This window comes from Helicobacter sp. 12S02232-10, from assembly GCF_002272895.1.
GTDB lineage: Bacteria > Campylobacterota > Campylobacteria > Campylobacterales > Helicobacteraceae > Helicobacter_J.
Map to the genome: position 1 here is coordinate 31,589 of NZ_MLAQ01000008.1, position 22,666 is coordinate 54,254.

Genomic DNA, 22,666 nt, shown 5'->3' on the forward strand with positions numbered 1-22,666 from the left:
TAAAATTTGTATAATTCTAGCAAAAATGGAGATAAAGTGTTAAGTTTAGAATATATTCCAAAACATCAAGAGCGTGATTATGCAATTCTTTCTGATTGGTTTAAAAAGTTTCAAGCAGATTTTTTAATTATCCCTGATAGTCCTAAAATGAGACCGACACCAGAAGCTTGTATTGTGAGCGTGTTGTTTGGTAAAGGGCTTGGAGTAGATGTAATTCCAAGCATAGCAGCTTCTGGAAGAAGAGAAGAAAGAGTGGAGAGTCTTTTGTTGGGGTTAAAATATGCAGGGATTAAAAAAGTTGCGGTTGTGGGAGGGGACTATCGTAAAGCAGAAGAACTTAACGGATCACAAATGGCAAAGAAAGCCAAAGAGATTTTAGGTGCGGAAAGCTTTATTGTTTGTGGTAGTCATTTAGTCTTGGACAAAGCGAATAAAAAGTTATTGGAAAGTAAAATTACCAACGGCGCAGAAATGATTATCAGTCAGCCTGCATTCGATATTTGGAGTGCGCAAAATTTTTAAAAGATTTTGAAGATGTTATAAAGGGGAGTAAGATAAAAGTAGCCATAGGTTTTTTTCCAATTTATGAAAGTGCTTTGTGCGAAAAAATTGCAACCGATAATCTCGGATTTGAGATCCCATTTGCTTATAGAGAAAAAATCTGCAACAAGGCTTTTGAGACAAATCTTAAGCTTTATAAAGAACTCAAAGGGATTTGCCCCAATATCCATCTTTGCGGGGCAAAAAATGCATTTATCAACAATTTTATAATGAGTGCAACGGAATTCTAGAGACTAAAAATCCCTTTTTAAAAGTGTTTCTATTTTAAGAATAGTTACAAGCCTATCTTCTCTTTTACCTACCCCATACATTAAATTGTCTTGTTCGGCAAGGGTTTCTGGGACAGGGTCAATATCTGATTTTTTGATCCGAATCGCTTCAGTGAGCTTATCAATAACAAAACCTGCAATTTGATCATTGTGTCGCACAACCAAATAACGGGTGTCTTTATCTTGTTTGGCTGCAGGAATTCCAAATTTTAATCGTAGATTTATCAATGGAAACACATTACCCCTGAGATTAAAAACTCCTAGAACATAATTAGGGGTTCCTGGAACTCTTGTGTATTCTATGGGTTTTACAATCTCAATAACATTTAAAATAGGGACGGCAAACTCTTCGTTACCAACGATAAAGCCAATGACTTGAAGGATATCTTCAATTTCTTCTTGTCGAGTGGCGTGCTGAGTTGTTTCTTTTTGTTTGTCAAAAATATCTTTTAATGTTTTGTTATTGCTCATTGGTTACTCCGTCTATATTGAGTTTTATATTGCGTTTGACCACATTGACAAGGTATTCTGCAGTATAGGGTTTTGTGATATATTCTGTCATTCCTGATTCCACGCCTCTCATACGGTCTGTTTTGCTTGTTCTACTTGTAACTGCAATGAGGGGCAAATTTTTAAATTTATTGTATTTTCTGACTTCGGCTGCAAACGTATAGCCGTCCATTCTAGGCATTTCTATATCTACAAGAACGGCATCAGGCATTTTGTCCCCATTCTTAACAATCTCAAGACCTTCCAATCCATTGGCAGCTTCAAGTATAGTTACCCCTAAAGGTTTGAGGCATTTTTTCATAATGGCGCGATCAGTGCTGCTATCATCAATAGCAAGGATTACATAGTCGCTAGGAGAGTTTTTAATCTTTGAAGCCTCAGCTTCATCAATGAGCTTGTTAATGCTGACTTTGACATTTTTTGCCATTTCCATCATCGCTCCCACATCTACAATAAGAGTGATTTTTCCATCTCCCCTCACTGTTGCTCCTGCAATTCCTGTGGTGCTTTTGAGATAATAACCCAAAGATTTTATAACAACTTCTTCTTGACCGATAAGATAATCCACAATAACGCCGATTTTTTGATCGGCTAAACCGACGATTACGACATAGACCTCATTCATTGTTTCCAAGATGGAATCGACTTTAAAAATATCAGCTAAACGCACTAGAGACAAAACTTCATCTCTTAGTCTTAAGACACTTTTGCCATCGACAGTGTAAATTTCATCTTGACTGACTCGAACGGTCTCAAGAACTGATGAAAGAGGAATCGCATAATATTCTTCCTGAACCCCAACAAGCAGAGCCTGAATAATTGCTAGCGTAAGAGGAATTTTTAATTTTTCTGTTGTTCCTACGCCTTTTTCGGATTCTACTTCGATAATTCCATTGAGTTTTTCAATGTTGGTTTTGACCACATCCATTCCAACGCCTCTTCCTGAGACATTTGAAATGTTTTTAGCTGTTGAAAAACCAGGTTTGAATATAATCCCGAATGCTTCTTTGTCACTCATACTGTCGGCTTCTCTCTCGGTGATTACTCCTTTTTCAATGGCTTTTTGTTTGAGCATATCTGCATCTAGACCCTTCCCATCATCAGCAATTTCAATGACAATATGATTTCCTTCATTGTAAGCTTTAAGCTCCACTTTTCCTGTCTCTTCTTTGCCTGCTTGCTTTCTTTCTTCTGGAGTTTCAATCCCGTGATCGCAGGAATTTCTGATGATATGGATGAGGGGATCGCCGATTTCTTCTACAATGGATTTGTCTAATTCTGTCTCTTCCCCAGTAATGACTAAATCAATGCTTTTGCCGAGTTCTCTAGAAAGGTCTCGCACCATTCTTGGGAATTTATTAAAAACTTTTCCTACAGGCTGCATTCTTGTTTTCATTACAGCAAGTTGGAGATCTGTGGTCACAGTGGAAATAGAAGATACAACCTGATTGAGCTCTTCAAGGAATTTTTCTCCGTCGTATCGTTCTTCTACGTCCCCATAAATCCGAATCAATCTATTTTTTCCAAGAACTAGTTCCCCAATCAGATTCATTAAATGGTCTAATCGTCGCACATCAACTCTTACGGTTTGTTCAACGCCTGTTGATGGAGATTTATTTTCGTCTGTTTTTGGTTTGGTGGGCTCGGGTTTTTTGGGTTGAGCTGATTTTTTGGGTTCTTCTTTTTTAGATTGGGGCTCGGTGGGCTCGCGAGGAGCCTGAATATCTTCTGAGACATTATCTTTTTTCTTTTGAGAGCGTTTTTGTTTGTCCGCCTCTTGTCTTTTTTGAAGCAATCTTTGAATTTCTGCCTCGACTTCTTGAGCGCTCATATTGGCATAATCAAGTTCAGGTTCATCTGCTAATGGATTTTGTGGTTCTGGTGAGCTTGCCTCAGAAGATGAAGATTGAACTTCTTGGGGTTGGGAAGATGTTTTATCATTTGATTGCTCGCTTGAAATCGCCTGAAGTTTTTTAACTGTATCAGAAATATCAATACCGCTGTTTGAGTCTGTCCCTGCATCTCTAATTTTTACCAAGAGGGCTTTCATTAAATCAATGGATTGCAATACGACATCCATAATATCGGGGGTGAGCTTAAGCTCACCTTTTCTAGCCTTATTGAGGACATCTTCCATATTATGCGTTAAATGAGTGAGAGTATCAAAATTTAAAAAGGAGCTTGAGCCTTTGATAGTATGGGCAACCCTGAAAATTCGATTTAAAAGCTCTAAATCTTCAGGATTATTTTCAAGCTCGACTAAATCCTGATCAAGCTGTTCGATCATTTCGAATGCTTCAATTAAAAAATCTTCCATTATTTCTTGCATATCATCCATTTAACACCTCTTCAATATTGATTTAGGTTTTTGTATTTTACAACCATAAAATTCTATTTAGCTTAAGATTTTTGAAATTTCATCATAAAATCTGTCCGCGTCAAATTTTACCAAATAAGCTTCAGCTCCAAGACTTTTAGCTTTTTCTGCACTATATTTGTCGCAGATTGAGGAATTAAAAATTACTGGTATGTTTGAAAATCTATTGTCTTGATGAACCTGAGATAAAAAATGAAAACCATCCATTTTAGGCATTTCTACATCCGATATAATCAATTTTAAGTGATCGGAGAGATTGTCGCCAAATTCTTCATAAAGTTTCTCTAATTTTGTTATGCCGTCTTCTCCATCAATGGCTTCTATTATTTTAAAGCCCATTTCTATAAGGTTTTTTCTGATCATTTTTCTAGCTGCATTGCTATCGTCTAAAAACAAAACTATACCATTAAATTTGATTTTTGGTGTAAAACTCATTGATTTTTTATTATTTTCTTGGTGGAGATCAAGATCGTCTATGATACTTTCTAAGTCAAGTATCAAAAGCGTTTTATCATCTTCAATTCTTGTTATTCCTGTGATTTTTTCTCTTTCTATGACGCTAGAAGAATTAAAATGAGCTGGTTCGATATTTTGCCAACTAATACGACGGATACGTTTGGCACAATGGACGATAAAACCTATTTTTATATTGTTGAATTCTGTGATGATGACAGTTTTTTGTTGATTATTGTCGCTAGAAGCAATCCCTATCCATTTTGACAGATCAACCAAGGGAATAATAGTAGATCTTAAGTCAAAAACACCCACTACATAATCTAGGCTTGAAGGTAATTCAAAAATTTCAGGCATTTTGATAATCTCTTGGACTTTGGCAACATTGATGCCATAAATCCTTTCATAGAATCCATTTTCCCGTGTTTCAAATATTCTAAAGTCGATCAGTTCGATCTCATTTGAGCTTAATTTTGGATCGTTATTTGTCAAAATCACTCCATTATATTTGCTATTTCATTTGATTGTATAATAAAAGCGCTTTTTTGGCAATAAAAAGAAGGCAAAGAGATATAGTGCTTCAGATTTTTTCCTATATGAAAATGTCCCTCGATAATTCCGTCTATAGAGCCTAGATTATTTTTTTTTGCAAATTTGGAATATTTTTGGAATCTTTCTAAACTGAATTTTTTAAAAACTTTCTCATTTATTTGCAGTGGTTTAATGGATTTTTGACAGATTTTTTTTGCAATCGCGCCATAAATGATTCCAAAACTCAATCTATCAAGAATCTTTAAAAAACTAAGGGTAATTGGATTATTTAGTGTGCGGATATAAAAATCATAACTTCTTGTAAGAAAAATATCCCCGTGTGCTAAAAGAAAGCGCTTTTCTTTCCAAATAAAAAGAGCAGGCTGCAAGGAACGGGGATAAAGTTTGACTTTTGGAAGTAAAAAGCTGTCAATTCCAAAATCGTGATTTCCTTCAAAATAAAATATTTCGGTTTTATCACTTAGCTCATTGATCAAAGAAATCAAAGGAAAGTTTTGTTTTTGACTAGAAGGGAGATGTCCGATTAAGAGATGGAAAATATCCCCCATTAAAAAAACTTGTTTCGGCGGAGAAAGGATGAGTTTTCGTACAAAATTGAAAAATCTGTAATCTGAATCCATATAGTGGGAATCAGCAATAAAAAGGGCGCCGTCTTTAATGATAGGTACTTGGGATTCTGTTTTTGTCATCGGGGGATTTTTGGAATACAAAGATCTTCTTTCAAACCACACATTAAATTTGCATTCACTACAGCTTGGGAGCTTGCACCTCGCAAAAGGTTGTCTATAGCTGCATTGATGTAAATATCTTTTCCTCTATTGGTAGCAAATATATCACAAAAGTTAGTTCCACGTACATTTTTTATCTCTACGCTTTGGCTTCTGATGCGAATGAAATCTTCTTTTTGATAACGTTTATATAGAATTTCAATCGGATTGATTTCTTTTTTGAGTCTGCCAAAGACACTCACAAGCATTCCTTGATTCAAGGGGACTAAATGAGGAACAAAATTAACTTGCAGGGCTTTGCCTGCGAAAAATTCACATTTTTCCTCGATTTCAACTTGATGGCGATGGGAGAGTGGGGAATAGCTGAATAGATTTTCATTGATGTTTGGGTAATGGGTATTATCGCTCAGTTTTTTTCCCGCTCCGCTTACTCCGCTTTTAGCATCGACAAATACGCTTGTTTGGTCTAAAAAAGGCAAAAAAGGCAATAATGCCAATAATGTGGCTGTAGGATAGCAACCAGGATTTGCAATTAAAGAAGCGCTTTTTATTTCTTCTCTTGCATATTCGACTAGTCCATAAACAGCGCGAGTGAGATTATGGGGATCAATGTGGGTAGTTTGGTAATTTTGTTCGTAATTTTCGCGTTTAAGCCGATAATCTGCAGAGAGATCAACGACCTTTACCCCATATTCTAGTATTTCTTTGGCAAATTCCATTGAACTTTTGTGCGGGAGGGCTAAAAAAACAAGTTCGCAATTTTGTGCGACTTCTTTTGCATTTGCTTTGAGAACAGGTATTTCAAATATGCCCTCAAGACAGGGATGAATTTCAGATAGTTTTTGAGTTCCTTGTGAATTCCCAATATAAGAGATTTCAAAAACAGGATGTTCTAAAAGAATTTTTATCAATTCTAGTCCGGTATAGCCACTAACTCCAAGAATTCCCACAGGAATTTTACGCATTACTTTCTCCGATGGATTTGTTTTTGTATTTGGCATCATCAGTTCTTGCCACCACCCATAAACTGCAAGAATTCTATTTTGTCTCCGTCTTGAGCAAAAGTATTGCTCCAATCTTGTTTTTTTACGACCATTGAATTTAAAGCAACCGCAACTACTTTAGATTCAATGCCTAAAGAATCCAGAATCTCTTGAATGCTAAGGGATTTGGAAAAGCTTTTGTTTTCACCATTGATAATCAGTTCCATTTTGTTTCTCCGAATAATGAATAATTTACTATTTTACACTAAAAATATTAAGCTTTATGTACTTTGGCATCGTATTTTACATTCAAATATAAATAAAAATCTTTTTATGTTTTAAATTTTGAAAGTTTGCAATCAAACTTATTGATTGCAAACTGATAGTTGTTTATCTAGAGTAGCAACAGCCATAATGTTTTATTTTTTGTTTGGATTGAAAAATCTGTAAAATCCTCCATTTTTATTTTCTTGTCGGACCCTAGAAATGACCAAATCCCCTTCTTTGGCATTTTTTGTCATTGTGGTACCGCTTCCGATTAATACGTTGGATTCTATTTCAAGAGGTGCTACAAGCTGTGTGTCACTACCGATAAAGACATTTTTTCCAATCAAGGTTTTATGTTTGGCTTTACCATCATAATTGCAAGTAATCACTCCTGCTCCTATATTGCTCCCCTCTCCGATTTCACAATCTCCTAAATAGCTTAAATGTCCTGCTTTTGCACCTTTGATTTTGCTTGCTTTAAGTTCTACGAAATTCCCGATATGGCTTTGAGAAATTTCGCAACCGGGGCGGATATGAGCCATAGGTCCGATGTCAGAATGTTCAATCACACTGCTTTCAATCACACTGTAGGCCTTGATGAGTGAATTGATAATTTTTGTTTTCCCGCTGATACACACTCCAGGCTGTATTTCACATTCCCCCTCAAAAGTGACACTGGGTTCTAAATAGAGAGTTTGAGGCAAATGGATGATTACGCCTTGATCCATTGCTTTGTTCCTGAGTCGCTCAAGCATTATGTCTTGAGCTTTTGAAAGTTCTGATTTTGAATTCACGCCCATAAAATTTTTGGGATTTACAAAAATCGGAAGGATCTCAAGCTTATTTTTAGTTGCCAAATCAATCAGATCTGTCAGGTAGTATTCTTTTTGAGCGTTGGTATTTGTAAGTTTTGGGAGGTAGGTTTCCAAGAATTTTTTATCAAATGCATACACACCTGCATTGAGTGTTCTTATCGCTTTGATAGGAGGGGTAGCATCTTTTTCTTCGATGATTTGTTTGACTTGGTTGTCTTTGATGATAACGCGTCCGTAACCAGTTGGATTTTCAAGCTCAAATACCCCCAGTGCTACAGGATTTTTAAAACCAATGAAGCGTTCTAATTCTTCTTTAGTGATAAGGGGCATATCGCCATTGAGGATTAAGATTTGATCGTGTTTGAGAGGGATTAATTTTTGTTGCTCATTTTGCATCAAAGCCCCTCCAGTTCCAGGATACTTAGAATGGTTTTGAATGTGAAAGAAGATTTTGTGCAGGTGGTCTTGAAAACTGCATTCTATGTGTTGCCTAATTTTTTCGTGTTGAAAAAATAAAATAATATGAATGTCTTCACTTATTTTCAGGGCTTCTTGCACAGAATAAGAAAGCATTTCTTGACCGCAGATTTTATGGAGAACTTTTGGGAGGGAAGAGCGCATTCTTGTCCCTGCACCTGCTGCTAAAATGATGACTGAAACAGACATTTTTTTCCCTTACTTTAAGGATTTATAAAATTTTAACACAATTGTGTCTATACTACGGCTTTAATTTGTATGAAACTGGAGATATTTTGAGGCTGATATTTTTGATTTTGGCAGCGATGTTTTGCGGGATCAGTTTTGGTTATGGGGCTGAAACTACGATACCCACGGTTAATCTCTCTCTTTCGGCTCCTTCAAGCCCTAAACAGCTTGTTACCACGCTCAATATCGTCGTTATTTTGACTTTTTTGGTGCTTGCTCCGTCTTTGGTGCTTGTGATGACGAGTTTTACACGCTTGATTATTGTTTTTTCATTTTTGCGAACAGCCTTAGGAACCCAGCAATCTCCACCCACACAAATTCTTGTTTCTTTAGCATTGGTGCTGACTTTTTTTATTATGGAACCTGTAGCCAAACAGGGTTATAATGCAGGTATCAAGCCTTATATGGACAATAAGATTTCTTATGATGTTGCATTTGAAAAAACGATTGCCCCTTTCAAAGAATTTATGATGAAAAATACGCGTGAAAAGGATTTAGCGCTTTTTTTTAGGATACGCAATCTTCCTAATCCTCAAAACATTGAGGATGTGCCTTTAAGTGTGCTTGTTCCTGCATTTATGATCAGTGAGCTTAAGACGGCTTTTCAGATAGGTTTTTTACTTTACCTTCCTTTTTTAGTTATTGATATGGTTGTAAGTTCGATTTTGATGGCAATGGGAATGATGATGTTGCCTCCAGTGATGATTTCTTTACCCTTTAAAATATTAATTTTTGTATTGGTGGATGGATTCAATCTGCTTATAGGGAATTTGGTGGCAAGCTTTAAATAATTAATTTTAAGTTTCGAATTGCAGGTGGTGGACCCTGCAGGACTCGAACCTGCGACCGATCGGTTATGAGCCGAGCGCTCTAACCAGCTGAGCTAAGGGTCCTTTTTTATTTATATTCTTAAAAGGGTTGGAATTATACTCAAAATTAAACCTAAAGGCAAGCAAATTTTCAAGGATACCAAACAATACAATGAAAGTTATAAAGCTGCTCCCGCCGTAACTGAACATTGGTAAAGGAACGCCTACTACAGGTGCAAGACCTATTGTCATTCCAATATTAACTGCCATATAAACAAAGATTAAAATAGCAATCCCGCTTGACATAACCCGCAATTGATAATCCCTTGAATTGATGAAAGAAAATGACAGAATATGTAAAATGAGACCTATATAAAAACCCAGCAGAATGATTGCTCCTACAAAGCCGAATCGTTCGACATAATAAGCAAATATAAAATCGCTTGTGGCAATGGGTAGGAATTTGAGTTGTGTTTGCGTGGATTTTTCTTTAGATTTTCCAAACAAACCGCCTGAACCAATTGTAATAACAGACTGTCTAATGTGATAACTCGGTTTTTCAGCGATAAAATCGTGGATTCGTTTGCGCTGATAATCGTGCAAGGATTTGTAAATCAGTGGGGAAGCTACCAAAACAATGATGAGTATTGAAAGCCAGATTTTGTAATTCACCCCTATTAAAAACAAGATTCCAAAGCCCATTATTACAACGACCAAAGCAGTTCCAAGGTCGGGTTGCTTGAGGATGAGGAGAAATGGCAGGATGATATAAAAGCTGATTTTAAGAAAATCTTTCCAACCATAGCCGTTTTTTGGAGGAGGATTGTGGCAGATAAGGTTGGCAAGCATTAGCAAGATGGCTACTTTGACAGGTTCGCTTGGTTGCAGTGATATTCCAGTACCAGGGATTATAATCCAACGTTGGGCCCCAAGCTTGGCAGTCCCATAAATATCTACAATCACGAGTAAAATGATACAAAACCAATAAAAAATACTGATACTTTTACTGAGATTTCTAAAAGGGATAAAAAAGATGATCCAAAAGAGAAAAAAACCTGCTGCAATATAGATTGCTTGTTTGATGCTCAATATTTCGTTAGCTTCATTGATGAGAAAAAACGATACAGCAATGATAGGGAAGATAAGAAAAAGCAACAGGAAATCAAAGTGTGTTAAAATCCGCCTGTCGATCATCATTGGGGTTACCTTCTGAGCATTTTGGCAATTTTATCATATTTGGATGGATATATGGCAATGAAAAAAGTCTTTCGCCTTGAAGAGTCTTATAAGCGTTTGGATACATTTTTGTCCCAAGAACTTGGGATTTCTAAAAACCAAGTTGTTCATTTGATAAAAAATTCTTTGATTTTTTTAAACGAATCTGTTTGCAAGAAAGGAGGACAAAGGCTTAAAATCGGAGATAAATTGAGCGTTCTTGAACCTGATATAGCCCCTTATGAAACTCCTTTAGAAGTGGAAATGGATGTGCGTCTTATTTATGAAGACGAAGATATTTTGCTTTTAAACAAACCTCCAAGAATTGTTGTTCATAGTGCTCCAAGCGTAAAGGAATTGACCTTGGTGGATTGGCTGAAATATAAGGGTTTTTCGCTTTCAAACCTGAGTGGTCAAGAACGTTATGGGATTATTCACAGGCTTGATAAGGAAACCAGCGGAGCTATTTTGGTCGCTAAAAATAATTTTGCTCACGCTAAACTTTCTGCACAGCTTAAAAACAGAGAAATGGGAAGGTATTATTTAGCAGTTTTGCAAGGAGAGATTTCTAAGCAAATTACCATTGAGTGTCAGATGGGCAGAAATCCAAAGAATCGTTTGAAGATGGCAAATCTTGATGGGTTTAGGCAAAAAATATCGGCTTCTAGATATTCTAAAAGTCAATTTATTCCCTTGCTTAAAAGTAAGGATGGTAAATTTAGCCTCATTGCAGCGAAGCTTTATACGGGCAGAACACATCAAATTCGGGTACATTTAGAAAGTATTTCTAGACATATTGTTGGTGATAAGCTTTATGGTTGCAAGGATAATCTGAATGTCCGAATGATGCTCCACGCTTATTTGATTTATTTTTTACATCCAAGAACAGAGCAAAAAATGTTTTTTAAAGTTCCTGTTTTTGATGATATGTTAGAATTTTTGCATAAAAATTTTGATGAGGCAGGTTTGAATGAGGCTACGCACGAGGATCACATCCTTAGCTGTTTTGATGCTTTTTAGTTTGCTTGCAGGCTGTGCTTCAATGCAGAATAATGTTTTATCTCTTTTTGGTAGAGATGATAAATTAGATGCGTCTTTACCGATTGTTAAAGATGTGAAAACAATTAATGATGTCAGATCTGTCGGGTTTGAATGGGAAAAAATCAACGATACTTCTTTGATCGAAGGATTTGTACTTTATCGGGTTGAGAAAGATGGGAGTGCAAAAAAAATTGCAACAATTAGAAATCCTTTAGCAACGCATTATTATGATAATGGATTGCTTCCGCAAACAAAATACGCTTATCAGGTTTCAACTTTAGGTAAAAATGGTTCGGTTTCTCCCAGATCGCCCATAGTCCATATTAAAACCTCTTTTATTGATCCAGTTGAGAGTGTATTTGCTAGTGATAATTATGCTAAGGAAGTGAAAATTATTTGGAGTCCCCATCCTAATCCTAGTATTTCAAAATATATCATTCAAAGACAGGATTCAAAGGGAGTTTTTTTAAATATTGGTGTTGTTAAAAATCGGCTTTATGTGGAATATTTTGATAAGAATTTGGAAGATGGTAAGGATTATAAATATAGGGTCATTGCAGAGAGTTTTGAGGGAGCAAAATCTTTGCCCGGTCCGATCGCAGTCGGCAGGACAAAATCCCAACCTCCTGCTATTAGTGGTCTTAGTGCAAGTTCTGATTTGCCTAGAGAGATTCGATTAAAGTGGGATAAATCTCCTCAAGAAGATGTGAGCAAATATAAAATTTATGCGGCTAATTCTTTGAAAGACCATTTTAAAGTAATTGGGGAAACAAAAAATACTGAGTATGTCGACAAAGTGGATTCAGATGGTTTGGAGAGATTTTATAAGGTTGTTCCGATTGATAATGCTAATATTGAGGGTGAGTTACCATTGGGAGCGGTTAAGGGTTCTACGTTGGTTCCTCCACCAACGCCTGTGATCATTAAAGGAGTGATTCAAAATGCTCAGGCCATTATTCAATGGCAAAAAGTCAATGATACCAGAGTCAAGAGTTATGCAGTTTATCGGTATGAGGGTAATTTTTCTTCTAGACCCTTGCGTTTTGCGAATATTTTGAAGAATGAGTTTGTAGATAAAGAAATGACCAATGGTAAAAAATATCGTTATCAGGTTGTCAGCGTCGATGGTAACGGATTGGAATCTAGACCTTCCAAAGAAGTTGAACTTCTTCTCAACAGGTAATTTATGCCTCATTTTTTAGCTGAAAGTGCGTCTTTGGGAGACTATCCTTTCTATGAAGATGCGTATGCGTTTTTGTTTGAGGTCAAAAGTCTTAAAAATATATCAGAAAGTTTAATTTGTGTAACTTATGGCAATCATAAATTTTTCATCAAAAAAATAAAACGCCAAAAAGAAATTTTATTTAAAGCTGAAAAGAATACAAAACCAAATCCTGTAGGGATTCTTAAGGGTGCTTTGAGAGTATTGGCTAAAAGATCGCAACTCATCTCGCATAATCTGAATAACGATTCAGTACGCCAAGTCATTAAGAGCAAATTTTTATTGAAACCTTCTGAAATTTTTCGGCTTGAACTTAGGAATTTTTGTGTTGAAATTGGTTTTGGATCAGGCAGGCATTTGCTCAAAATGGCTCAAAAAAATTTGGATAAAAAATATATCGGGATAGAAATCCATACCCCTTCAATTGAGCAGGTTTTGAGACAAATTGAACTATTGGGGCTTGAAAATATTTTTATTGTGCGCGTAGATGCAAGAATATTGCTTGAAATTCTCCCTTCTAATCAATGCGAAGCTATTTATGTGCATTTCCCTGTTCCTTGGAATAAAAAGCCCCATCGTAGAGTGATGAGTGCAAAATTAATATCGCAAGCATTGCGGGTATTGCAGAAAGATTGCGCACTTGAGCTTAGGACAGATGATCAGAAATATTTTAAAGATAGTTTTGAAATGGTTTTAGATAACAAAAGCGCTAAAATTGAAGCTGCTAAAAATCTTTCCGGCGAGGTTGTGAGCAAATATGAGGCAAGGTGGCAAAGGCAGCATAAAGATATTTTTGATTTAAAAATTTTTTCTCTTACTTGGGATGAAGATGAAAAAATAGAGTATGATTTCAAATTTGATTTTTTTATTCCCAAACATCTGCAATCATTGCAAAAATCTCAAAAAATCGTGAAAGAGGATTATTTTCTACATATTTGCGATGTGTTTGAATCTGATTTCTTTGTGATTTTTGCAGTTAGTTTTGGAGATTTTAGCTGGCCTGTGAATAAAATGATTGTTTGTGATAAAAAAAATCAAGAAACTTATTATTTTGGCGATATTCCTTTAGCAACACCAGCAAATATAATGGCTCACAAAGAATTATTGAAGTTATTAGCGGAGGATAAATGAGCAGTGTTATTCGGGCAAAAGATCTATGTTTGGGTTATAAAAAAGGCGAATTGATCATTAAGAATGCAAATTTTCAAATTGAACGCAAAGATTTTGTGTTTATTTCAGGAGCCAGCGGTAGTGGGAAAAGCACTTTACTTAGATCGCTGTATGGAAATCTTCCTATATTTGGGGGGAATTTAGAAGTGTGTAATATCAACATCGAAAGAGCTGGGAAAAGGCTGATCAATGAACTACGCCGCAATATCGGGATTGTTTTTCAAGATTATAAACTGATTGAAGAATGGAGCGTAGAGAAAAATATTTGTTTGCCGATGATTATCAGTGGTTACAAGAAAGAAGTCTATGATTCTCAGGTTGAAAAACTCCTTTCTCACGTTGATTTGCTTTATAAAGCAAATCGCTATCCCTTAGAGCTTAGCGGTGGAGAGCAGCAAAGGGTTGCGATGGCAAGGGCTATTGCTCATCGACCTTCACTGATATTAGCAGATGAACCTACGGGCAATCTTGATGATTATTCTAGCGATATGATTTGGAGTTTATTAAAGAGTGCTAATGAACAACTTGATGTGACTGTCGTAGTTGTGACTCACAGAATCCCAGATCGCCTGAATGTCCCTTATAGAAAATTAAACATAAAAGATGGAGAAGTTTATGAATACTCTTAAAAGGCATTTTTCATTGATCATTCCTTTATTAGCTTTGCTTTTTAGCCTTGAGAGTATCGTTTTGGTAAATCGTGCCATATCTGTTAAAGAAGATAAATTATCCCAAAGCTATTCTATATTGCTAGCGAGTCGGCAAAAATTAAGCTTGGAATTTATTGTTAAAAATGTCAGAGAGGCTAAGAATCTTATCCCCATTAATCCAGATTTTTTGTTGGAACGTCTGAAACAAAATATGACTGAAGCTAATCTTGCTAACGTTAAGAAAGACTTACCGTTTTTTTATTCATTGAAGCTTTCTGTTTTTCCTAATCAAAAACGATTAGAAGATATCAATCAAATACTTTTGAAGATACCTGGCGTTCAAAAAGTGGAAGCTTTTAGCAAGACACATAACCAAGTTTATAGATTATTATTTTTAATCAAAATTAACGTTTGGATTTTTGCTTCCTTGATTGCAATTCTATCAATTTTGCTCATCATTAGGCAGATTCAAATTTGGCGCTTTGAGCATAGCAAAAGAATGGAAATTATGAGTTTTTTAGGAGCACCGGTATGGATTAAAAACGGGATTTTATTCAGATTGGCCATCATCGATTCTATCATTACAAGCATTTGTATTATCGTAGGGACTTTTTATTTGTCTATGCGAGAAGATTTTAAAGAAATGATCAGTGCGTTAGAGATTCAAGAGAGTATTTTCAGATTCGGTTCGGATTTTTTAATGCTTTTATCAATTTCTATTTTGATTTCAGTATTTTCAGTGTTGGTAGTAATCTTCTCTCAAAGGAGATTTTAAGTGAGGTTGAACAAGTCTTTTATAGTTTTTTTGGTCTTTGTTTTTCTTATTGGAGCAGATATTGAAGATATCAATAAAAATATCAGCACCAACAAGTCAAAGCTTCAGAAAAAAGAGAAAGAAAAGAATGAAATCAGCAACCTTCTAAATACCTTAGGAGCTAAGATTAATCAAAAGCACAGGCAGATTAAAGAGTTAGATGATCAGATTGAAGCAGTTCAAAAAAATATCAATAAGAACCAGTCAGAAAATTCTGCACAGGAAAAAGCTCTCAAAGAATATAAGAATTCATTGAATAATCTCGAGAAGCAAAAGATTAAGATTCAAGATGATATTGCCAATATTTTGATTAAAGATATGGCCTTTATTATGGTTCTCAACCATCAAAGTCCAATTTCGCCCGATGACATCATATTGCAAGAAATTTTTAAAAATCTCAATAAAGATTCTAAAAAAAGAATAGAAGAATTCACCCAAGAAGAAAATAATATCAATGCACAAATATCCCAGCTTAGTAATAATATCAATAAAATCAGCACTTTTATTACCGTTCAAAAAGATAAAAAGCAAAAACTTCAGGCAATGATTTCAGAACAAAAAAAATTAGTCAAAAATTTGCAATCGGAGTTGGGAGCTTATGATAAAAAACTCAGAGATATTGACAATGAAAGAAAAAGTCTTGATAAAATCCTTTCCAATCTCAATATATTGAAACAAACAAAAGAAAAGGAATTATTGGCAAAAAAATTAAAAGAAGAAGAGGAGAGGCAAAAGGTCCGCGCCAAATCCCAGCCTGCAAATACAAATCAACTTCAAGCACCTTTGGATGTCAAGCAGGTTGCAAGTTCTTATCGAAGCATTTCGACTACAAAATACAAGGGTCCAAAGACAATTGCTCCTTTATCGAGCTATCGGGTAGAACAAAAGTTTGGTCCTTATTTTGACCCTGTTTATAAATTGAAGGTTTTTAATGAATCTGTAACTTTGGTATCTAAAGTTCGCAATGCAGTCGTTCGAAATATTTTTGATGGGAAGGTTGTGTATGCAAAGGAGGTGCCAATATTAAAAAAAGTCATTATTATTGAGCATAAAGATGAAATGCATACGATTTATTCACAACTTGATAAGATTGCTCCGACAATTAAACCTGGATTAAGAATTCAAAAAGGTTATGTGATTGGCAGAGTTGATCAGAGATTGGGTTTTGAAGTAACCCAGAAAGACAAGCATATTGACCCGTTGGAAATAATTTCTCAAAGTAAATAAAATTTTTTTTTGAATTGTCGATATTGAATAATGTAGTTCTGATTCGATAAGAGAGATCAAGGAGGAAATATAATGATGGACAATATACAAGGAAGTTCATTTTCATCATTGCAAAATAAGCTTGTCGGTCTTGTAAATAATGCCGGAAAACCCGTAGGGATAGATGAACACACACAAATTCCTATAGCCAAACAAAATCAAGAGATAGATACTTATCACAGCAATAGAAAAAAAGACGAACTCAAACAGGAACTGATATTGCTTAGTGGTGAATTGAATAAAGAAATGAAAAGAATCAATACAGATATCAATTTTAACTATAATGATGATATTAGAGGATTGGTTGTTACCGTAAAAGAAGTCAATGGAGATAAAATTATCCGTGAAATTCCTTCAAAAGAGGCAATTGAATTGATGAAAAAAATGCACGACATTGTAGGGCTTATTTTTGACAAAAAGGGCTGATACATTTTTTAAGGAGTAGCTTTTGGCAATGGGCAAACTAAGCTCCCTTGGAATTGGGAGCAATGTTTTAAATTATGATGTTATCGATAAGCTTAAGAGCGCCGATGAAAAGACTATGATTGTTCCTATTGACAAAAAAATGGAATTAAATGTTGAGAAACAAAAAGAGCTTGTTGCAATAAAAACGCTCATCAGTACTTTAAAATCTCCGGTCAAAACCCTCTCTGATTATTCTTCTTATATCGCTAGAACGAGCAATGTAGCCGGAAGTGCCATTAAAGCTAACGTTAGTGCAGGCGTCCCTATACAGGATATAAAAATTGATGTCGAAAGTTTGGCACAAGGAGACATCAATGAAGTGGGGACAAAATTTTCATCAAGGGATGATGCATTTAGCGATCACGATGTGAAGCTGAAGTTTTTTACCAATGGCAAAAATTATACGATTGATATTAAAGCTGGAATGACTCTTGGAGACGTTGCTCAGGCAATTACAGATACCACAAAGGGTGAAGTATCGGGGATTGTTATGAAAACTGGCGGGGCTAAGCCCTATCAGTTGATGATTAACTCTAAAAATACTGGCGAAAACAGCAGGATTTATTTTGGTTCCATCATTACTTCCAATCCTATTCCTGAAACTCCTATTGATTTAGAACAGGGAGATTTTACGCTAACACTTAAAGACAAAAATGGGAATAATCAAAATATTGATATTATTTTTAATATTAAAGAAAAAACATCTGCTCAAGATAAAGCAGAAGCTTTAAAAGAAGCTATCAAAGAGGCTATTAAAGAAAATCCAGATACCAAAGATTTGCTTGATGGGGATATTAATGTTGGTCTTTCAGATGATGGGAAATCATTGGTTTTAAATGATAGGAGGGGCTATGAAGTCTCACTTGGAGGAAAAAAACTTGCCCAACTTGGCTTTGAACAAAATCATTCTGAAAAAGATGCTCTGCTTGAATCTAATGTTTCTGTGAAAGCAGGACATTTGGAGGGAGTGATCAATATTGGTACAGTTCCTTTAAATCTTGCTAAGATGACTAAGAAAAACAATACAAGTGAAGAAAATGCCAAAATCATTGCCCAAGCCATTGAAAATATTGCTGGAATGCACGCAAAAACTGATGGAAATGGCAAGTTGATCTTGAACTCTGAAATTGGGGAGATCAAAATTACCCCTCAAGATAGCGAGGGTAAAAAAGCCATTAAAGAATTGGGTTTAAAAGAAGGATTGATTCAAGATTATTCAAAAATTCAAAGCGAGATTTTTAAGTTTAAAAATCTTCAAGCTGCTTCTGATGCAAAATTTACTTATAATGGAGTGACAATAACACGTCCAAGCAATGAGATTAATGATGTGATCAATGGAGTTTCTTTAACCTTGCAAGAAACGACTGAACCAGGAAAACCCGCCATTATTAGTATCGGTAGAGATAATCAGGTCATTATCGATAATATCAAAGAATTTGTTAAGGCTTATAATGAATTGATTCCAAAGCTTGATGAAACTACCCGTTATGATCCTGATACCAAAGTAGCGGGTATTTTTAATGGTGTTAGTGATATCCGAACGATTCGTTCTGCCATCAATAATGCTTTTTCTTATACTGTGAGTTCGCAAGGTGATATGCAAAGTCTTATGAAATATGGCTTGAGCATTGATGATAAAAGCAAAATGAGTTTAGATGAATCCAAACTCTCAAGCGCTTTGAATGAAGATCCTCAAAAAACTCAAGATTTTTTTTATGGAATGGATAAAAAGAATTTTGAAGGAAAAGAAATTCACCAAGAAGGGATTTTTGTAAAATTTAATAAAGTTTTGTCTGATTTGGTCGATGGTAATAATGCTAAACTTAAAATCTATGAGGATTCATTGGATAAAGATGCTAAAAATCTCAAGAAAGACAAGGAAAGTGCTATGGATCTTTTGAAAACTAGATACGATATTATGGCAGATAGATTCGCAGCTTACGATGGTCAGATTGCTAAGGCTAATAATTCGTTTAATGCCGTTCAAATGATGATAGATCAATCCGTTGCCAAGAAAAAATAAGGAAAATAAATGCGAAGTGCGAACGCCTATTATCTGTATCAGCAGAATTCAGTTTCTGTAGAATCTCCTGCTAAGCTTATTGAAATGCTTTATGAGGGTATTTTAAGGTTTGCTTCTCACGCTCGCAGGCATACTGAAATCCAAGATATTGAGAAAAAAATTTATTATATCAATCGAGTAACAGATATTTTTACAGAGTTACTTAATATCCTTGATTATGAAAAAGGTGGAGAGGTGGCAGTTTATCTCACGGGTCTTTATACCCATCAAATCAAATTGCTCACGCAAGCAAATGTTGAAAATAATTGTAATAAGATCGACACGGTCATCAATGTGACTAAAGGTTTGCTAGAAGCTTGGAGAGAAATTCATCAAAATGAATTGGGCAGATAGTTTAAAAATCGCTATTTTAGAGGGAAACACACAAAAAGCTTACGAGCTTGTCATTAACCTTCCCACTGATTCTTTTAAAGATATGGATGAGTTGCTCACTGCTCAAGAATTGATAGCCCAGTCGATTGAGATGTTGGAAAAAGATCAGGAAAAAGTTAAAAAACAAATGCTTCAAATTAAAATGGCTAAGAAATTTTTGGAATGATTATTTTTCAAATAATGCCGATCCAATTCGGAGCATATTGGCTCCGCAAGAAATAGCGATTTCAAAATCTCCACTCATTCCCATTGATAAAATTCTTGCTCCATTTGCTTTGAGTTTGTCAAAAATATCTTTAGTCGTTTGAAACGATTTTTCAATTTTTGTCACTTCAGATGTATTGGCTCCGATGGTCATCAATCCTTCTAAATGAATACAAGGACAATGTTTAAGAATATTAAAATAAGTTTCTTCTGCTTCTTGAGGTTTCACACCGCTTTTTGTAGGTTCGCCTGAAGAGTTGATTTGCAAGAGAGCATTGAGGGTAAGATGATTTGCTTCACATTTTTTTTGGATTGCTAAAGCAAGCTTAAAGGAGTCTAGAGAATGCATCAACGTGGGTTTTAGTGCCAATAATGCATTGATTTTATTTTCTTGCAGAGTTCCAATCATATGCCATTGCAACGGGAGTTCGTTTAATGCTTGAGTTTTTGCTTTCAGATCTTGAATTTTGTTTTCACCAAAAGCTCTTTGACCACATTCATACAAGGCTTGAATATCGTAAATAGTTACATATTTAGATACGGCAATGAGTTGGATAATTTGATGTCTTGAATAAGCAATTCTTGCTTTTTCTATTTTTGTAATGATCGTATCAAGATTTTTTGCAAAGACATTCACTTTTATTTCCTTTAAGTTTTTGGGGATTGACAAATATGAAATCGCTTCATAAAGCCTTCAGTAATCCCATCTAAAAGTCCTTTTTTTCTAAGCGATTCGATGATTTCTTCAGAACAGTCTGTTTCTGCGGGCCATTCTCTAAGATGAGCGTCTATTTTATTCTTATCGGTAGCATCAATAAAAATCGTATTTTCAATAATATTGATATCGCGTTTAGCATCAATATTGTTTGTAATTCTCCAAAGGAGCATATAAGGATTATTTAAATCGTTTTTATTTGCATCGACAAAAATGACAATCGCAATAGAATCCCGCAAGGCAATCAAATTTGTAGAAGCTTGTAAAATATTTCGATTTGATTTTTCTACACCTACGATACAGATGGGATTTTTGGTAAAGGTGAAATATTGTTTTAAAATCGTTATTTCAGACATCATCGGGCGCATCAAATCAAGCAGTTCTTTATCGCTGTAAAGTTCAAAATTTTTTTCGCCACATTCTTGGGTGGCATCCACGCCTAATTTTCCTCCAAGTCCGAAAAAAGGAGATGAGTGATCAAGCGCATCACAGATTCCCTCTGTGATCACAAGGTTTTGTGTGCGAAAGTGATTGAGGATATATTCTGTGATTTTTTCAGTATCGGTGAGTTTTGGAGCTTTTTCATCGACAAAAATAGCGTGTTTGACAAAACTCATTTGTCCTGTTCCCCAAAAATTATGCATAATTTGTTTGGCGTGACCAGGATATTGGGGATTGATTTTGGCTAAAATCAAATTATGAAATACTCCATTTTCGGGCATATAATAATCAATAAGCCCGTGAGCAGAAGTTTGAAGAAGAGGCAAGAAAACCCTTTCACTCAAATAGCCCATATATTTGTCTTCCAAGGGCGGTTTTCCTACTACTGTGGCTAAATAAACCGGAGATTTTTTGTGTGTGATTGCACTGACTTCTAAAACCGGATAAGGTTCAATGGGAGTGTAGAATCCGGTATGATCTCCGAAAGGTCCTTCAAGTTTTATTTGGGTAGGATCTACCCAACCTTCTATAACCATATCACAATCACAAGGTAGGTAAAGCGGATTTGTAAGACATTTTGCAACTTTTGGTCTTTTGCCCTTGATAAAACCATAAAGCATCAATTCATAAATACCATAGGGAAGCGGGGCTTGACCGCACCAAGTATAAAGCGGATCTCCACCGATTCCAATGCTCACAGGCATTTTAACGCCGGCTTTTTTGTATTCGTGAAAAAAGTGATTGGAATCTTTATGGATTTGCCAATGCAAACCTAAGTGGTTTTTGTCATAAATTTGCAGGCGATACATCCCGAGATTTTTTTTCTTACCATCTAAGCTTTGAGTATAGACTTGCCCCATTGTAATAAAAGGTCCTCCATCTTTTTCCCAAGTTGTTAAAATCGGAAAATCAAAGAGATTTATGGAGTCACTTGTCTTAATAATGCTTTGTGATTCAGGAGTATGATGAACGGATTTTGGGAAAGTATGGCGTAAAAAAAGAAAATCTTTAAGAGTAGAGAAAATACCTTTAATTCCTTTTGGAGGAGCAAAATCAATGAGTTTTTTTAAATGAGTGGCGATATTTTCTATGGGCTGATTGATAATCAGTTTTAGGCGGGAGTAAGATCCAAAAACATTCATCAAAACTGGAATATCAAATTTTTTTCCATTTCTTGAATCGATTGGGTGAGTAAAAAGCAACGCCTTTCCCCCGCCTTGTTTTTTTACTTCCAGATAAGCTAAATGAGGAATCTCTAGATAAATATCCAAAGGAATATCAATAATTCTTAACTCATTATTTTTCTCAAGCAATTCAATGAATTTTTGCATCAATTCTCTTTATGTTTTTATGTTGAGAATTGTAGCAAAAAACCGGCAAATTTTTAGAATGCCAAACCGATAGTGGCTCCGATTCGATTCATTTCATAGCGACCCCCGCCAAATATTTTTGGCTTTTGATAAGTGCCATCTAGACCTATTGTTAAAAATGGAATTAAGGGAACATCAATTTTAATGCCGTAATTAAAAGATGCTGTATCTCTGAAAGCTACGTTTTCAAAAGTTGAATAACTAACCCCGATATATGGAGTGAGCGGAAGAATTGGAATTTCAAACCCGATAAGCCCGCCAATTTGCATATTTTTATAAGAATCATTTGCGTTTTTGCTTGATTTTGCAATCACATCATATTTGAATTGTGGGGCGATAACAACGCGTGATACTCCCATCCATACTCTTGCATAACCACCATAAGTGAATTTGTTTTTGCCATTTTGATAGCTTAGATTTGCTCCGATTTCAGGGGTGATTTGGTAATTGCCTAAACCGATTCCAAACAAGCTTGTAGCAGTTATTAAGAAGGCTAAGGTTATTTTTTTCATAATTTCTCTCCTCATATTATTGTGAATTTTTGCTTGGAAGTATATCGGATTTTGGGGGATTTATTTTAAGATTTTAAAAAGTGTAAAGATGTTTTTT

At 35.3% G+C, this 22,666-nt stretch carries 24 protein-coding genes and 1 tRNA gene; 13 read left to right on the forward strand and 12 right to left on the reverse strand.

Annotated features, from left to right (window positions below):
* The first annotated feature begins 36 nt into the window (after positions 1-36).
* Together BKH41_RS07095 and BKH41_RS07100 are read left to right on the forward strand one after the other, a co-directional pair.
* Positions 37-522, forward strand: a complete 486-nt coding sequence (locus BKH41_RS07095; RefSeq protein WP_095298437.1) for a hypothetical protein — start codon at positions 37-39, stop codon at positions 520-522.
* Positions 501-791 (forward strand): hypothetical protein, encoded by a 291-nt coding sequence (locus BKH41_RS07100; RefSeq protein ID WP_095298440.1) that lies wholly within the window; start codon positions 501-503, stop codon positions 789-791. The genes BKH41_RS07095 and BKH41_RS07100 overlap by 22 nt, the downstream gene beginning before the upstream one ends.
* 3 nt (positions 792-794) lie before the next feature.
* Here the strand turns inward: BKH41_RS07100 and BKH41_RS07105 are convergent, their stop codons facing one another.
* The 7 genes from BKH41_RS07105 to glmU all read right to left on the reverse strand — a co-directional run bounded on the left by BKH41_RS07105 (position 795) and on the right by glmU (position 8,181).
* Positions 795-1,301: a chemotaxis protein CheW gene (locus tag BKH41_RS07105; protein WP_095298442.1), complete on the reverse strand. Its 507-nt coding sequence runs from the start codon at positions 1,299-1,301 to the stop codon at positions 795-797.
* Positions 1,291-3,678 carry a chemotaxis protein CheW gene (locus BKH41_RS07110; RefSeq protein ID WP_095298444.1) on the reverse strand — a complete coding sequence of 796 codons (2,388 nt, stop codon included), beginning with the start codon at positions 3,676-3,678 and terminating at the stop codon, positions 1,291-1,293. The genes BKH41_RS07105 and BKH41_RS07110 overlap by 11 nt, the downstream gene beginning before the upstream one ends.
* 57 nt (positions 3,679-3,735) lie before the next feature.
* On the reverse strand, positions 3,736-4,662 hold the full coding sequence (locus BKH41_RS07115; RefSeq protein ID WP_257875436.1) for a chemotaxis protein CheV: 927 nt from the start codon (positions 4,660-4,662) through the stop codon (positions 3,736-3,738).
* Between the two features lie 2 nt (positions 4,663-4,664).
* Complete coding sequence (locus BKH41_RS07120) at positions 4,665-5,432, reverse strand: metallophosphoesterase (protein WP_095298447.1); 768 nt, start codon at positions 5,430-5,432, stop codon at positions 4,665-4,667.
* Positions 5,408-6,415, reverse strand: coding sequence for an N-acetyl-gamma-glutamyl-phosphate reductase (argC, locus tag BKH41_RS07125; RefSeq protein ID WP_095298557.1), 1,008 nt, complete (start codon positions 6,413-6,415; stop codon positions 5,408-5,410). The genes BKH41_RS07120 and argC overlap by 25 nt, the downstream gene beginning before the upstream one ends.
* Positions 6,416-6,453: 38 nt before the next feature.
* On the reverse strand, positions 6,454-6,660 hold the full coding sequence (gene thiS / locus BKH41_RS07130) for a sulfur carrier protein ThiS (protein WP_095298449.1): 207 nt from the start codon (positions 6,658-6,660) through the stop codon (positions 6,454-6,456).
* Between the two features lie 192 nt (positions 6,661-6,852).
* A complete protein-coding gene (glmU, locus tag BKH41_RS07135; protein WP_095298451.1) occupies positions 6,853-8,181 on the reverse strand; it encodes a bifunctional UDP-N-acetylglucosamine diphosphorylase/glucosamine-1-phosphate N-acetyltransferase GlmU in 1,329 nt (442 codons plus the stop codon).
* A gap of 116 nt (positions 8,182-8,297) precedes the next feature.
* On the opposite strand from glmU, the gene fliP reads away from it, so the two are divergent.
* Positions 8,298-9,011, forward strand: a complete 714-nt coding sequence (fliP, locus tag BKH41_RS07140; RefSeq protein WP_095298559.1) for a flagellar type III secretion system pore protein FliP — start codon at positions 8,298-8,300, stop codon at positions 9,009-9,011.
* Positions 9,012-9,036: 25 nt separating this feature from the next.
* On the opposite strand, the gene BKH41_RS07145 is transcribed toward fliP, so the two are convergent.
* Together BKH41_RS07145 and BKH41_RS07150 are read right to left on the reverse strand one after the other, a co-directional pair.
* Positions 9,037-9,113: transfer RNA gene (locus BKH41_RS07145), tRNA-Ile, on the reverse strand.
* Positions 9,075-10,226 carry an FtsW/RodA/SpoVE family cell cycle protein gene (locus BKH41_RS07150; RefSeq protein ID WP_095298561.1) on the reverse strand — a complete coding sequence of 384 codons (1,152 nt, stop codon included), beginning with the start codon at positions 10,224-10,226 and terminating at the stop codon, positions 9,075-9,077. Before BKH41_RS07150 ends, BKH41_RS07145 begins: the two co-directional genes overlap by 39 nt.
* 57 nt (positions 10,227-10,283) lie before the next feature.
* Between BKH41_RS07150 and BKH41_RS07155 the strand changes: the two genes are divergently transcribed.
* The 10 genes from BKH41_RS07155 to BKH41_RS07200 all read left to right on the forward strand — a co-directional run bounded on the left by BKH41_RS07155 (position 10,284) and on the right by BKH41_RS07200 (position 19,493).
* Positions 10,284-11,264, forward strand: a complete 981-nt coding sequence (locus BKH41_RS07155; RefSeq protein ID WP_095298563.1) for an RluA family pseudouridine synthase — start codon at positions 10,284-10,286, stop codon at positions 11,262-11,264.
* Positions 11,215-12,468, forward strand: a complete 1,254-nt coding sequence (locus BKH41_RS07160; RefSeq protein ID WP_257875437.1) for a hypothetical protein — start codon at positions 11,215-11,217, stop codon at positions 12,466-12,468. The genes BKH41_RS07155 and BKH41_RS07160 overlap by 50 nt, the downstream gene beginning before the upstream one ends.
* Before the next feature lie 3 nt (positions 12,469-12,471).
* Complete coding sequence (trmB, locus tag BKH41_RS07165) at positions 12,472-13,638, forward strand: tRNA (guanosine(46)-N7)-methyltransferase TrmB (protein WP_095298453.1); 1,167 nt, start codon at positions 12,472-12,474, stop codon at positions 13,636-13,638.
* The gene (locus BKH41_RS07170) at positions 13,635-14,306 is read left to right on the forward strand and encodes an ABC transporter ATP-binding protein (RefSeq protein WP_095298456.1); all 672 of its coding nucleotides are present in this window, start codon (positions 13,635-13,637) and stop codon (positions 14,304-14,306) included. Before trmB ends, BKH41_RS07170 begins: the two co-directional genes overlap by 4 nt.
* Positions 14,293-15,102, forward strand: coding sequence for a cell division protein FtsX (locus tag BKH41_RS07175; protein WP_095298458.1), 810 nt, complete (start codon positions 14,293-14,295; stop codon positions 15,100-15,102). The genes BKH41_RS07170 and BKH41_RS07175 overlap by 14 nt, the downstream gene beginning before the upstream one ends.
* A complete protein-coding gene (locus BKH41_RS07180; RefSeq protein WP_257875438.1) occupies positions 15,103-16,368 on the forward strand; it encodes a peptidoglycan DD-metalloendopeptidase family protein in 1,266 nt (421 codons plus the stop codon).
* 72 nt (positions 16,369-16,440) lie between these two features.
* Positions 16,441-16,833 carry a FlaG family protein gene (locus BKH41_RS07185; protein WP_095298460.1) on the forward strand — a complete coding sequence of 131 codons (393 nt, stop codon included), beginning with the start codon at positions 16,441-16,443 and terminating at the stop codon, positions 16,831-16,833.
* Between the two features lie 22 nt (positions 16,834-16,855).
* On the forward strand, positions 16,856-18,895 hold the full coding sequence (gene fliD / locus BKH41_RS07190) for a flagellar filament capping protein FliD (protein WP_095298462.1): 2,040 nt from the start codon (positions 16,856-16,858) through the stop codon (positions 18,893-18,895).
* 9 nt (positions 18,896-18,904) lie between these two features.
* The gene (gene fliS / locus BKH41_RS07195) at positions 18,905-19,288 is read left to right on the forward strand and encodes a flagellar export chaperone FliS (RefSeq protein WP_095298464.1); all 384 of its coding nucleotides are present in this window, start codon (positions 18,905-18,907) and stop codon (positions 19,286-19,288) included.
* A complete protein-coding gene (locus tag BKH41_RS07200; protein ID WP_095298466.1) occupies positions 19,272-19,493 on the forward strand; it encodes a hypothetical protein in 222 nt (73 codons plus the stop codon). The genes fliS and BKH41_RS07200 overlap by 17 nt, the downstream gene beginning before the upstream one ends.
* Here the strand turns inward: BKH41_RS07200 and BKH41_RS07205 are convergent, their stop codons facing one another.
* Genes BKH41_RS07205 through BKH41_RS07215 form a run of 3 tightly spaced genes read right to left on the reverse strand, consistent with a single transcriptional unit; the run spans position 19,494 to position 22,569 of the window.
* On the reverse strand, positions 19,494-20,168 hold the full coding sequence (locus BKH41_RS07205; protein ID WP_095298468.1) for a YggS family pyridoxal phosphate-dependent enzyme: 675 nt from the start codon (positions 20,166-20,168) through the stop codon (positions 19,494-19,496). It abuts the gene before it with no gap.
* A gap of 11 nt (positions 20,169-20,179) precedes the next feature.
* Positions 20,180-22,018 (reverse strand): menaquinone biosynthesis decarboxylase, encoded by a 1,839-nt coding sequence (locus BKH41_RS07210; protein ID WP_095298470.1) that lies wholly within the window; start codon positions 22,016-22,018, stop codon positions 20,180-20,182.
* Positions 22,019-22,071: 53 nt separating this feature from the next.
* Positions 22,072-22,569, reverse strand: a complete 498-nt coding sequence (locus BKH41_RS07215) for a hypothetical protein (protein WP_095298472.1) — start codon at positions 22,567-22,569, stop codon at positions 22,072-22,074.
* Positions 22,570-22,666: the final 97 nt, after the last annotated feature.

What these genes read in the sequence shown, in the direction of transcription:
- BKH41_RS07105 (WP_095298442.1), bottom strand. Translation starts at nt 1,301, where the DNA reads ATGAGCAATAACAAAACATTAAAAGATATTTTTGACAAACAAAAAGAA.
- BKH41_RS07110 (WP_095298444.1), bottom strand. Translation starts at nt 3,678, where the DNA reads ATGGATGATATGCAAGAAATAATGGAAGATTTTTTAATTGAAGCATTC.
- argC (WP_095298557.1), bottom strand. Translation starts at nt 6,415, where the DNA reads ATGCGTAAAATTCCTGTGGGAATTCTTGGAGTTAGTGGCTATACCGGA.
- thiS (WP_095298449.1), bottom strand. Translation starts at nt 6,660, where the DNA reads ATGGAACTGATTATCAATGGTGAAAACAAAAGCTTTTCCAAATCCCTT.
- glmU (WP_095298451.1), bottom strand. Translation starts at nt 8,181, where the DNA reads ATGTCTGTTTCAGTCATCATTTTAGCAGCAGGTGCAGGGACAAGAATG.
- fliP (WP_095298559.1), top strand. Translation starts at nt 8,298, where the DNA reads ATGTTTTGCGGGATCAGTTTTGGTTATGGGGCTGAAACTACGATACCC.
- BKH41_RS07150 (WP_095298561.1), bottom strand. Translation starts at nt 10,226, where the DNA reads ATGATGATCGACAGGCGGATTTTAACACACTTTGATTTCCTGTTGCTT.
- BKH41_RS07155 (WP_095298563.1), top strand. Translation starts at nt 10,284, where the DNA reads ATGAAAAAAGTCTTTCGCCTTGAAGAGTCTTATAAGCGTTTGGATACA.
- BKH41_RS07160 (WP_257875437.1), top strand. Translation starts at nt 11,215, where the DNA reads ATGAGGCTACGCACGAGGATCACATCCTTAGCTGTTTTGATGCTTTTT.
- trmB (WP_095298453.1), top strand. Translation starts at nt 12,472, where the DNA reads ATGCCTCATTTTTTAGCTGAAAGTGCGTCTTTGGGAGACTATCCTTTC.
- BKH41_RS07170 (WP_095298456.1), top strand. Translation starts at nt 13,635, where the DNA reads ATGAGCAGTGTTATTCGGGCAAAAGATCTATGTTTGGGTTATAAAAAA.
- BKH41_RS07175 (WP_095298458.1), top strand. Translation starts at nt 14,293, where the DNA reads ATGAATACTCTTAAAAGGCATTTTTCATTGATCATTCCTTTATTAGCT.
- BKH41_RS07185 (WP_095298460.1), top strand. Translation starts at nt 16,441, where the DNA reads ATGATGGACAATATACAAGGAAGTTCATTTTCATCATTGCAAAATAAG.
- fliS (WP_095298464.1), top strand. Translation starts at nt 18,905, where the DNA reads ATGCGAAGTGCGAACGCCTATTATCTGTATCAGCAGAATTCAGTTTCT.
- BKH41_RS07200 (WP_095298466.1), top strand. Translation starts at nt 19,272, where the DNA reads ATGAATTGGGCAGATAGTTTAAAAATCGCTATTTTAGAGGGAAACACA.
- BKH41_RS07210 (WP_095298470.1), bottom strand. Translation starts at nt 22,018, where the DNA reads ATGCAAAAATTCATTGAATTGCTTGAGAAAAATAATGAGTTAAGAATT.
- BKH41_RS07215 (WP_095298472.1), bottom strand. Translation starts at nt 22,569, where the DNA reads ATGAAAAAAATAACCTTAGCCTTCTTAATAACTGCTACAAGCTTGTTT.